Here is an 11,719-nt window from a genome sequence, read left to right as displayed (position 1 = left end):
CTTTATGTGCTTATTTATGACTTAGGAAATATCGAACCAACACCCCAAAACACATTAAAAATCCTCCGATAAATGTGCCAACGATACAAATAATAGCTCTTCGTGGGTTAGATTTTTTTTCAGGTAAATTAGGCGGATCAATGGGTTTAAACACATAATCAAGTCTCACTTTACTTAACATAAGCTTTTTAGATTCTTCTTGAATCAGCGTATTAAAAGTTTCAAGTAAATGAGTATTCTCAGTTTCATTAATTAAATCAGTCAAATAACTAATACTCTTAGTTGATTGCTCAATGTCTGACTGTCGAATTGTTTCATTAATTTCATCAATAAACATTTCTAGCCACTTTTGAGCTAGAGCCGGAGAATAAAATTCCGCACTCAAAGTTATAATTCCAGTTTTACTATCTTCTGATAGCTGAATGACCTCTTTAAATTCCTTAACAATATTTTCCCTTTTAGGAAAAGACTTTTTGCTAGGGTTTTCACCTAATAACCATATCCCATGTTGTGCGTCATATTTAGATGCATCCAAAATCAATTTATTATTGACTGAATCCCATCCCTTAGCAGCCATTAAAGGAACAAGCACGTTATTTTTTTCTATAAAGTCCAAAATAAATTTTTGGGAACTCACTAACTCCTTGGCTATTAGGGGATTAGAACTATCCTGTTTTCCAAGGCTAATTCCCGCCATGCCAGCAAGTCCGCTTAGATTCCCTGCTAAAGAGGCAAGTTTACTCGACGACTCTGTGTTAATTATAATTGTTGCCTTAGACTTATATTGATTAGGCAAATACATAGAAAAAGCAACGGAAATCGCTGCAAACACTAATGTTCCTAAAACAATTAAAAGCTTGGCTTTAAATAACACATGAAAGATCTCGGATAATGAAATATCTTGTTTTTTATCCAAACTATGCAATGAAAGTCCCCTTTAAATAATAATTACCTGAAATCGAACTAAAAATTATGAATAGGTATTCTACCTAAGCAAACGAAATGCAACTAGAAGAAAACTATAAAATTACTAAGTTTTATAGTTTAAAAGGATGAAATCCTTGTTATATATTTGTTTAATTTTACCCTCAGTTATGTCACTAAGCGTCTCTAACTGCTTTACTTTTTGGCTACTATTCTTCCAAGGTAATTCCTTAGGAAAGGAATACTTTTGAGAAAACATATGCCAATCCTTTTGTAGATTCTCATACTTTAGTAACTCATCAACTTTACAATTCAGCTCTCTATCAAAAACAAACAAGTATTGCGGATAAAATAAAGGTTGTTCCATTACGAAATCGTATGAAAGTACGTTAGCAACAAAGCTTTCAAAATCATGTGAATGTGCTTCTATATACTCTTTTAACTTCAAATCAGAAGGCGATTGATTTCCCCCTTGCATACCATATCTATAAGCAGATTTTAAGCGAGATACAGGCTCTCTAACTATGGCGAATTTTACATATTTTTTAAAAAAGTAATCATTAGACTCATAAAAATCGTACCATTTAGCATGTTTCCTACCGTTTTTATCATTAAAAAGCGCTAATACACTACTACCTGCATTTTTAGGGATATGAACAAAAATGCATTTATGTTTATGCATAAATGGTTTGAATGGGTAATACGATAAAGGAATACGCTTGAATATTCGTTTGGTGAAACTGCCTAACATTCTCTTTAAATTAATATTTCTGTGAATTTTGTTTAATGTTATCATTTATCACCAATAACAAGCCAACTTAATAATTTGTTGTGCAACCTGTTTTAATGTGAAGTTTAATGAATATTTTGGTTCTCCCTTCCTGGTTTGAAAATACAAAAAACCCAACTTTGGGTTCTTTTTTTAAAGATCAGTCTATAGCTTTACTTAATCTCGGACATAAAGTGGCAATCATCCACCCTAACGCTGTATCTTTTAAAGGAGTACAACATTGGAGACCCGGAAAGACATGCACTAAAGATGGCTTGCCAATCTACAAAAGCTCCTATTTTACCATCCCCAAATTAAGACAATTCAATATTTGGAATAGAATTAAGCAATATGAAAAACTATACAAAAAATATATAGCAGATAATGGTTCCCCTGATGTTTTACATGCACACAGTTGCGCTTTAGGTCCGTTTGGCTCTGCTGGTCTCGCTGCACATTATATTTCAAAAAAATACAAAATCCCTTTTGTTATTACTGAACATGCATCGTCTTTTCACACCAAATATTATCAAAAAAAAGAAGTCCCTTTAATTAAACAAGCTTTTGACAATGCCTCAAGCGTTGTTGCAGTATCAGAAAGTTTAGCAAATGACTTGCATGAATTTGGGGTTAATAGAAATATAAATATAATAGGGAATATAATTGATGTTGATAGTTTTAAACTGCCAGAACAACCGAATGAAAGTAACCATTACACTTTTGTCGTCGTAGCTTATTTACGCCCCATCAAACAAATTGATGTAATAATAAAAGCATTTGCTAAGGCTCTATCAAGCAACTCAAACATTAGGTTAAAAATCATCGGAAATGGCGAACAAATAGAAGAATTGATTACACTTTCGAAGACACTAAAAGTCGATAATGCGGTGCATTTTTTAGGTGAGCTTCCTCGTTCGCAAGTAGTAAAAGAAATGACCACTTCTGATTGTTATTTATTAGCTTCAGCATACGAAACATTTTCAGTGGCCGTTCACGAAGCGTTAGCGCTTGGAAAGTCTGTTATCTCTTCTTCTTGTGGCGGCCCAGAACCTACAATAAAAACATTAAAAGAAACAATACTTCCCTCATTTAACGTTAGTACTTTATCTGAAGCTATGTTAAATAAAAGTTATGAACAAAGGAAAAGGAAAGAATCAGAGGATAAAAGCCACTTTATTCACCAAAACTTTTCATCAGAGAATATAGCAAGAAAAGTAAATAAACTATTGGAAAAAGCTATTATAAAGCAATAAAAAATGTCTGAAAAAATCGATTCCAAAAAGACGCTTATCCGAAAGTCAGCACTACCCCTAGCAATAAAAATTGCAACGGCAGCCATAAGCTTACTATTTAATTATTCAGCAACCCTGCACCTTACTCCCCATGAATTTGGGCTATTTTCTATTGTCCAACTGTTAATTATTGTTTTAGCAACCACCTGTAAATTTGGGCTTGATACAGCAATTATAAAACGCAGCGCGCTTTGGTTTAAAAATAATAGCCACCCTAATTTTTACTACACAGCACTTTTAGTCTCGTTAACCATAAGTTTATCCATCAGTTGGGTTTTCTACCTAATTGGAGAGAGTACACTTACCTATATTTTTAATAAAAAGGATTTGGGCTCTTTAAGTTCATACATTGCGATTATGATACTTCCCTCTGTTTTCTTAGCGATAAATTCTGGAATGCTTAGAGGAGTACAGCAAGCAAGTCTGTCATTAATCTTTAGTGGGTTATTCACTTTATCTTTTTCAACAGTGCTTATTTTAATTACCTCACCAACAAGTGCTCAGGCATTAATTAAACTAGTGTTTATATCAAATTGTTTAGCCTGTACTCTAAGTTTTTTTAAATGCTGCAGGATAGAAAGTTTTAACCTAATTACAGATAAAGCTCAATTAAAATCATTGTTAAATAGCGGTGCGTCCCTATGGGTAGTTTCACTTGTTGCGATAACCATCCAACAATTTTCTACGCTGTTCCTAGCAAAACATACTGATGCAAGCGATGTAGGGGTTTATTACATAGCATTGAAAGTGTCGTTATTGATGCCATTTTTCCTCGTGGCAATCAATGCAGTAAACGCCCCAAAATTTGCTCAACTTTATGCAAACGGAGAGATACAGCAGCTAAAGTCATTGGTCAAAAATATTCAAAAGTTACTTATTGGTATAGCAATATTCAGTAGTGTTATTGCCATTACATTCGCTGAATTTATACTCAATATATTTGGCCCAACATACAGCCAAGGTGTCGTTTGGCTTCAAGTTCTAGTGCTAGGACAGTTTATTAACCTATCAACAGGATCTGCTGTTAATTTGCTTATTATGACTGGGCACGAAAAACTACACCGAAATAACAGCTTATTTATCGCTATATTAACTCTGGCATTAGCATTTATTTTAATTCCCGAATATAAAGCACTTGGAGCAGCAATAACGACGACCATAGCAATAGCTAGTCAAAACCTTTTAAGCTATTATTTTGTTAACAAAAAAGTATATAACACAAAGGCTTTACGTTAAAATACGCCAAAATTTTTAATTAGTATTAACCCATGATTTCTACGTTCGATAACTGTTTATACATTCACATTCCAAAGACGGCTGGCCAAAGCATAGAGTCGGTATTTTTAGAGAGAGCAGGACTGAGCTGGGAACAACGTGAGGCAATGCTACTAAAGCCTAATTCAACCCCTGAATTAGGCCCTCCTCGTTTAGCGCACTTAACAACCCAAGAGTACCTTGACTACGGTTACTTAACTAAAGACGAGCTAAGTAAGTTATTTAAGTTCACCATTGTTAGAAACCCATGGGACAGACTAGTTTCAGAATACAGATATAAACAACACAAATTTGCATTTAAAGATTTCTTATTTAACCACTTCCCTGAAGAAGGCGTAGATGATTACAAAGAGCATAACGGCATTTATAGGCATGTCATGCCACAATATCAATTCATCTACGACAATAATGACAATTTAATGGTAGATTTTGTAGGAAAATTTGAAAACCTAAAAGAAGACTTTGCTTCCATTACTCAAACTTTATGCGGCCAACCACTAGATCTCCCTCATAAAAATAAAACCCAAGATGGTTCACTAGCTCATGTTTTGAAGAAAAAGCTATTTCCTAAAAAGTCCAAGAAAAGCCAACCTTCTCCATCGTATAAAGAATTCTATGATGATGAATCTAAAGAATTCATTGGTGAACTATACAAAAAAGATATAGCACTCTTTGACTATACGTTTTAAAAACACATTAAATAGAATAATTTAGTTTATCTATCACAGGTTTCAGTTGTTCAATGTAAGGGTTTAATTGTTCTTGGTAATTTTGCCACTTGTAGGTAGCGCCTTTATAGATTGCTTGGTTAACTTGACTTCTAGAAGGGGTTTTAATCGTTTTATTTTTTGCTAGTTTATTAAAGTCCCTGTAATTATTTGATGGTACCACCCCTAAAAACTTAAAGATATTATTAACCTCAGCATCAAAATTACACACAAGATCTTCATATTTTGCTATACAAAGGTTTAATTTTAGAGCTGCCCTGCACATTTCAAAATACTCTAAAACCTCAACATAGCGTTTAACAGTGGAGTCCAGCGATATAAGAAATGACATTTCACGATTTAAATTATAGAACTGCTGAAAGTTACTTAACACAACATCAAGCGGGTGACGGGCAGAAAATATAAACTTAGCATTTGGGAATAGCACTTTTATCAGAGGTAGATGGATAGTATTTAAAGGCATTTTATCAATAACTAATGACATTTCATCCTCAATATTCTCCTCACTACATTCAATAATGTTTGCTAGCAAGCGGCAATAGTAAGCTCTTAATTCTGCCTTCTGACGCTCGGTTAAATATTCCAACCCTTTAGGGTAAGGTTTATCCGTAACCGCCTGATAAATGCTAATAACTCGATTAATCAAACCAAGTTCTGGCAATGTGAAGATACTACTTTGGCTATCGAGTATATTTTCTAGCAATGTTGTTCCTGAGCGTGGAAAACCTATCATGAAACAAAGTTTGTAACTTTTATTCTCTATATTTATCGATTCAAATCCTTCTTGGTTTTTAGCTTGAATCTTACTTAAGTTTAAGGATTTATAGCTGTTCAATATATTAGCAAATTTAAATTTCGCACTTTGCTCTAAATATGACTTTGCACTACGTTCAAATAACTCAAAAGCATCATTATGCTGCTCCATTTTTTCCTGACACTTTGCCATTTGGTTTAAACTCTGAACAGTTTGATTTTCTAAGCTATTTAACAGCTTAAAACAACCTTTAAAGTCGTTATCTTCAAACAAAATAGATGCTTTCAATAACTTGGCATCTTCCATAGTTAGGGATGAAGCAGAATTACCTCTTAAAAGCCTTTCAGCCTCTTCTTTTTGATTAAATGTTGCCAAAGTATATATTAACGTATAACACCCCTGTTCAGATAGCATTCTAAAATTCTTAATAAGCTCAGCAATTGTGTCATTGAATATAGTCGATAGGTTAAGACGACTAGCATACTCCAACCTTTCTAACATCGCTGGTTCAAAGGTGTTTTTCCACTTAACCAATTGCTTCCACAAACGTTCTGCATTCTGAACATCATAAGTTGCCGAATAGAACTTAAATAAGGAAAATAACATTTGAGCATTGTTAACGCTACAGTCTAGTCTACAACTCTCTTCTAAGTAATTTTCTGCTTTAATAAGGTTAGCTGTCTGCTGGCTGCTAAAATAAGCGGCAAGCAAATTTACTAATTTTACTTGCTGTTCTTTAGTATATAAAGAACGTTCTAAAATCGATGCTTCAGCTTTATCAGCTTTAGATAGCTGTAGGTAGCAATATGTTTCTAAATACTTAAATTGGAATCGGTCCGCAACACTTACTAAAGCGTTTTTTTTGTACACATTTTTTATTAACACCAAAGCACGGCTGTAATCTTTTGTGCCTACACTTTCTTTTACTTCGCTATATACAGAATTCAACGACCGCATTTATCGACAACCTAAAACTTTATTTGTAGAAATAAAAAAGCGAGCCGAAGCTCGCTTTTTTCTAAGCTAATTAATCCTTATCAGATTAGTTGCTAGAAATTACACCGATAGATAAACGGTCAGTATTTTCTTGGTTGATGAACTTAGCACCAGTAGTAACTTTAACGTCATCAGCAGGAACGTTAGATGTAATCTCCAACGCTACTTTAAAGCCAGCAGCTGAACGGTCATAACCGTCTGCTAATAAAGCAGCTTCAATTTCGTTTAATAAGTTACGAACACCAGGTGCAGCGTCTTCTACTAACGTTACGCTGTCAGTGTATTCAGTATCAACACCTTCAACCATGTAACGTAAAGTAATGTCACCTGATTGTGAACCATCGTTAGTGTGACGTAAGAACGGTTGAGTATTTGGACCCATAGGCATGTATGGTACTTCGATTACTGAACCATTTAATACCCACTCACCAACATCTTCACCAGTAACAACAGTAGCTTCACCTGCTGCAGCACCTGTACCTGCACCATCAGTACCTGAATCAGTGTAATCAACTGTAATCGTTGCAGTATAATCGATGGTAGGAATTACAGCTTCAGAGAATGCAGCTGGAGCACCAGCGTCAGCATCAATTGTAATTGTAACAGTACCAGCAGCAGCACCTTTGATAGTAACTGTATCAGCTAAAATATCAGCAGCAGCGATCGCACCTGAAGATGTAGTAATACCAGTAGTTTGGATACCAGCAGTATTAGCATCTGTATCTAAGTAAGAGAAAGAACCGTTTAATACGATATCGAACGTAGCAGCAGTTGCATTAAAGTCAGTTGTGCCAGCGTCATCTACAAGAGTAATTTCAACTAGATCTACAACATCGTTATCTGTGAATTGAAGACGTTGTTCTTCAACATCAATAATTGCATCAAAGTCACTATCAGCTGAACGATCTACTGAGAATTGCTTTTGTGTTGTGATCATATCACCAGAAGATTTCGTACCTGCATCAATAGTAACGCCTGTTGATGTTTCAGCAGCATAAGTTACTGTTGTTTTAGCGTTAGCTAAAACTGTAGCAGTATCAAACTCTAAGTTAGAGATAGTAAAAGTTGCAAGAACTGTACTTTGAAGAGTAGCATTACCATTATCTTTTACTTCTGTTACACGGTATGTAACAACATTATCTGCAGCACTTAATAAACCTACAGTTACGTCAAGGTCGTTTGTACCATTAACAGCTGTTAATGTACCAGGTACAGTTGCAACATCTAAAGTCGCGCCAGCAAAAGTGAAAGTAATAATATCACCAACTGCATATTCAGCACCTAACACAGCTACAACGTCACCCGCTGTAACTTCAGTCATATTAACAGCACCTTCAATTGACACGTTAAGTGCAGCAGCCTCAGTACCAGTTTCAATATCAACAGCTGCAAATGAAGCAGCTGAAGCAGTTGTTAATGCTAAAGCGATTAAACTCTTTTTAAACATTTTAAAATTTCCTTTGTTTCATGAAACTTGAAGTATTATCAAATAATATCCCAAGATTTTATTTTCGTTAAATTAACACTTAGGTAAATTAACACTTAGGCCGTCGCCTAAGCGACTTCTAACTTAAGCTAGTTTACGCAGCACTATATAGTTGTCAAGAAATTATTACCCAGATTTAGCGGCAAATCATTAACTTGACTGATTTTTATACTAGTGCATCCATGTCATAACCTAACTTGGATAGAAAACTAACTTACATTCTGCAATATTTCAACCCTTGGAATCAACAAAAGCATAATTTACTTGTTTTTTTTGATTAAAGTTAAAACTTTTCTATTGTTAATTGTTCAAGTGCGTTATTAAAGTCACGTTTAATAACTTCCCAGTCTGATACAGAGTCAATGACTTTAGGCGTTACAAACACGACAAGTTCTGTTTTATCGCCACTTTCAGTATCGGCTCTAAATAACGCCCCTAATAATGGTAAGTCACCAAAAAACGGGACTTTTGTTTGTTTGTTACTTTTATTTTCACTGATTAACCCGCCAAGCATTACCGTTTGACCTGTTTGCGCAATCACTTCAGTTTTTATGCTTCGTTCGAATACTGAAGGACTACCAGCAACAGTCGAACCCGTATCAAGTTCATTACTAATTGATTGCTCTATTTCCATAATAACTAGACCTCGACTATTTACTGTTGGAGTTACAGAGAGCTCTATACCAGTTTGGCGATACTCAATGCTAGTCGTTTGTTTCTCGCCATTAATTGGGTCACTGGTGGTTTCACCAATAATTGGAATGTCAGTTCCTACACTTATAGAGGCATCAACACCATCCCGAACTACAATAGACGGTCGAGATAAAACATTAACCAAGCTGTTTGTCTGCAGTAAATTTATCGCCACTTGCCCGTTGGTACCTTCTAAGATATACGAAAGGCCACCAAACCCACCTTCTCCCATAAACGCACCAGCAGTTGAAAGCCCGTAATTTCCGTTAGCAAACGCAAACTCTACACCCTGTTTAAATTCATCCGTCATAGTAACTTCTGCAATCAGGACTTCTAGCAGTACTTGTTTAGGCAATACATCTAATCGTTTGATTAACGGTAAAATTTGCTGGTAGCGTTCACCTGATGTATAAAATACAACTGCATTAGCTCTTTCATCTACCACCATTTGCATGTCGTTAGAGTTAGCCGACAAGGCATTTTTGCTGCTTGATTTATTAGCTTTATCATCTGCAACTAGGCTTGTGCTATTTGTAACAGATGAAGTTTGATTACCTCCTATCAATACTTGTAGGCTCTCTCCGATATCAACTGCTCTCGCATAATTCGGGTGAAACAAGAAGTATTGTTTTTCATTGGTCGCTAGTGGTTTATCAATTTCTTCAGCCCAATATACTGCACGCTCTATAATTTGTTGATTATTTGCAAATAAAACTAATTTACCTTGTTTATCAATTGCTACAATAGAAAGCGCTTTTTCTGTACTCCCATTAGAAGAAACAGAGATACCTTCTTGTTTTAAAAGCTCCTCCAACTTATTCGCTAGCTCTTCCGTGGTAGTAAAAACACTTTGATATACACCTACATGCCGATTTTTCATCGTTGGTGTATCCATCAAACGGATAAACTCTAAGGCTTTAATTATATCTTTGCGTTTCCCTCTGATTGTTAAGCTCTGACGCTGAAGATCTGTCGTTGCTCGAATTCCAATCAACTGTCTAAGTGTATTTCCTAAAGATACTTGCAAACCAAACTCGAACGGCACCATTTGAATAATATCAAGTGATGTTGAAGGAACATCATCGTTGCTTTTGCCATAACCGTAAACCACATCGCTATTATTCCCTGCTCCTTCTCTTTTATGAATATAAAAGACGCCGGAATCAAAACGAATAATATAGCCTCGTTGATTAAGCAGCTCTTCTGTAAGTAAAAACAACTTGCGCTCGGTAACATCTGACTGAAGGTTTAATGTAACCGCTTTTCTATCGCTTTTTACATTTTCTCCTATAACATAACTGACCTTTAGCTTCTCTCCAAACACCAGGTGTAAAAGATTTTCTAATGCTAAGTCATCTGCTGCAAATGATATATTCTTAAGTTCGCTAAACTCATTGATAATGTCCTCAGCAGAATCCGCATAGCTACTATCTACTTTAAAAGGAGGTACAAACCGATACTTTTTTGAATTTTCTAACTCTTTCTGCTTTTTCGACACTAGTTCTGCATTATTAACGTTTACTTCTTCCTTACCGGATAAAAATGACTTTTCAGGTGAAAATTTAGGATCGTTATTAGAAGCACAGCTAACAGTCATTATGGCCAAAAAAATACAGCTGTTTATGCCAATATACTTATTCATTTAGTTACCTTAGTTAGTCTTTTTAGTCTTATACATTTCAAAAGCTTTCTTACTATTATCATCGGTGTTAATTAGTACCACGCGAGTATTACCCTCAATCATCAATTTGTGCCCTAGAATAATATCGTTTTCCCGGTAGTTCTTGATTACACTTGTTTGACTAGCTTTATCTCGTATTTTAATTACCGCTATTTTAAGCTTTTTATTTGACTCTCCAAGAGTCTCACTTAATATCGCTTTAATTCGAATTTCTCCGTCACCGACACTAACCCAGCCACTTTCTTGGTTAGCTGGTTCTTCAGTAGAGCTATCTTGCTCTGCAGTATTCGCTTGCAGAACATCATTTCGCCAATATTGTTCATATTCAGAATTTATTTGTGTAATTTGTTGCTCAAGCTTCACACGGCCATCACTAACAACATTCAAAGAAACTGAGTTTGCTTTTTGCTTCATATATTCTTCAACGACTATTACTCTCGACAATAAGTCGTAGGTTATAGACAAAACAACTATGGAGAAAACAACTAAGCCTAGGGGGCTTTTGGCTAGTTCAAACTGAGATTTAATCACTGACACTATAGACCCCCTGTTGACTCTGCACCTTCTGTGATTCAGACCTTACCGCGAAAGATAAACTAATACGAGCGTTTAAGCGCTTGATTTTTCCAACTTCACTACGTTGAAATACCAAATTTAATGCTTCAATTTTTGGAGGTTTTGCCATCAAACTTAGCTTTAATATATGATTGATTACATTCTTCGAACTTCCCTCAATTCGATAATCAATATAAATTAAACTTACTGACGCTTTGTCTAGTTTAATAGGTGTTTTCCAGCCTATGGAGCTAATTTTCAAGCCCAAATTTTTAAGTCTATCTTCAATGTCTCTTTGTAGGATTCTTTGAAGGTTACCTAAATCATCAGTTACATGATATAAGGAATAAAGCTTAGATTCTTCAGCTAATAAATCAGCATAGTTTTTTTGCAGCAAATCACCATTCTGAATCAGCGCTTGAGTTTTAACTAGCCTTTTTTCATTTAGCCTAATCTCATCAATTAATTTATTCTGCCAATTCAATATCGGTAGAATAACAAATTTGATTGCGACCAAAATCACGATTAAACCTACTGCAAATGGGTGTTTTTTTAACTCTTCCATT

At 35.1% G+C, this 11,719-nt stretch carries 10 protein-coding genes; 3 read left to right on the top strand and 7 right to left on the bottom strand.

Annotation, left to right across the window (positions count from 1 at the left end):
* Positions 1 to 10 precede the first annotated feature (10 nt).
* On the bottom strand, positions 11 to 925 hold the full coding sequence (locus HII17_RS15490) for a Wzz/FepE/Etk N-terminal domain-containing protein (protein WP_211185383.1): 915 nt from the start codon (positions 923 to 925) through the stop codon (positions 11 to 13).
* Positions 926 to 1,030: 105 nt separating this feature from the next.
* On the bottom strand, positions 1,031 to 1,720 hold the full coding sequence (locus tag HII17_RS15485) for a sulfotransferase family 2 domain-containing protein (protein ID WP_169076276.1): 690 nt from the start codon (positions 1,718 to 1,720) through the stop codon (positions 1,031 to 1,033).
* 62 nt (positions 1,721 to 1,782) lie between these two features.
* On the opposite strand from HII17_RS15485, the gene HII17_RS15480 reads away from it, so the two are divergent.
* The 3 genes from HII17_RS15480 to HII17_RS15470 are packed head-to-tail and all read left to right on the top strand — an operon-like array spanning position 1,783 to position 4,949.
* A complete protein-coding gene (locus HII17_RS15480) occupies positions 1,783 to 2,946 on the top strand; it encodes a glycosyltransferase (RefSeq protein WP_169076275.1) in 1,164 nt (387 codons plus the stop codon).
* Between the two features lie 3 nt (positions 2,947 to 2,949).
* A complete protein-coding gene (locus HII17_RS15475; protein ID WP_169076274.1) occupies positions 2,950 to 4,221 on the top strand; it encodes a lipopolysaccharide biosynthesis protein in 1,272 nt (423 codons plus the stop codon).
* Between the two features lie 32 nt (positions 4,222 to 4,253).
* Complete coding sequence (locus HII17_RS15470) at positions 4,254 to 4,949, top strand: sulfotransferase family protein (protein WP_169076273.1); 696 nt, start codon at positions 4,254 to 4,256, stop codon at positions 4,947 to 4,949.
* A gap of 7 nt (positions 4,950 to 4,956) precedes the next feature.
* Here HII17_RS15470 and HII17_RS15465 read toward each other — a convergent pair whose 3' ends face one another.
* From HII17_RS15465 to HII17_RS15445, 5 genes are all read right to left on the bottom strand, one after another.
* Positions 4,957 to 6,690, bottom strand: coding sequence for a tetratricopeptide repeat-containing sulfotransferase family protein (locus tag HII17_RS15465; RefSeq protein WP_169076272.1), 1,734 nt, complete (start codon positions 6,688 to 6,690; stop codon positions 4,957 to 4,959).
* Between the two features lie 94 nt (positions 6,691 to 6,784).
* Complete coding sequence (locus tag HII17_RS15460) at positions 6,785 to 8,185, bottom strand: hypothetical protein (RefSeq protein ID WP_169076271.1); 1,401 nt, start codon at positions 8,183 to 8,185, stop codon at positions 6,785 to 6,787.
* Positions 8,186 to 8,507: 322 nt separating this feature from the next.
* The gene (locus HII17_RS15455) at positions 8,508 to 10,559 is read right to left on the bottom strand and encodes a secretin N-terminal domain-containing protein (protein WP_169076270.1); all 2,052 of its coding nucleotides are present in this window, start codon (positions 10,557 to 10,559) and stop codon (positions 8,508 to 8,510) included.
* A 9-nt stretch (positions 10,560 to 10,568) separates the two neighbouring features.
* Entirely contained in the window at positions 10,569 to 11,135 is a 567-nt protein-coding gene (locus HII17_RS15450; RefSeq protein ID WP_169076269.1) for a hypothetical protein, read from the bottom strand.
* On the bottom strand, positions 11,122 to 11,718 hold the full coding sequence (locus tag HII17_RS15445) for a hypothetical protein (protein WP_169076268.1): 597 nt from the start codon (positions 11,716 to 11,718) through the stop codon (positions 11,122 to 11,124). The genes HII17_RS15450 and HII17_RS15445 overlap by 14 nt, the downstream gene beginning before the upstream one ends.
* Position 11,719 lies beyond the last annotated feature (1 nt).

The sequence above is a fragment of the Thalassotalea algicola genome, from assembly GCF_012932965.1.
In the GTDB taxonomy this organism is placed as follows: Bacteria; Pseudomonadota; Gammaproteobacteria; order Enterobacterales; family Alteromonadaceae; genus Thalassotalea_F; species Thalassotalea_F algicola.
Note: the sequence above shows the minus strand (reverse complement) of the source record. Positions and strands in the feature narration are given on the sequence as shown.

Bases quoted from the DNA above. Each gene is read 5' to 3' on its own strand.
- HII17_RS15485 (WP_169076276.1), bottom strand. From the start codon at position 1,720: ATGATAACATTAAACAAAATTCACAGAAATATTAATTTAAAGAGAATG.
- HII17_RS15480 (WP_169076275.1), top strand. From the start codon at position 1,783: ATGAATATTTTGGTTCTCCCTTCCTGGTTTGAAAATACAAAAAACCCA.
- HII17_RS15475 (WP_169076274.1), top strand. From the start codon at position 2,950: ATGTCTGAAAAAATCGATTCCAAAAAGACGCTTATCCGAAAGTCAGCA.
- HII17_RS15470 (WP_169076273.1), top strand. From the start codon at position 4,254: ATGATTTCTACGTTCGATAACTGTTTATACATTCACATTCCAAAGACG.
- HII17_RS15460 (WP_169076271.1), bottom strand. From the start codon at position 8,185: ATGTTTAAAAAGAGTTTAATCGCTTTAGCATTAACAACTGCTTCAGCT.
- HII17_RS15455 (WP_169076270.1), bottom strand. From the start codon at position 10,559: ATGAATAAGTATATTGGCATAAACAGCTGTATTTTTTTGGCCATAATG.
- HII17_RS15445 (WP_169076268.1), bottom strand. From the start codon at position 11,718: ATGGAAGAGTTAAAAAAACACCCATTTGCAGTAGGTTTAATCGTGATT.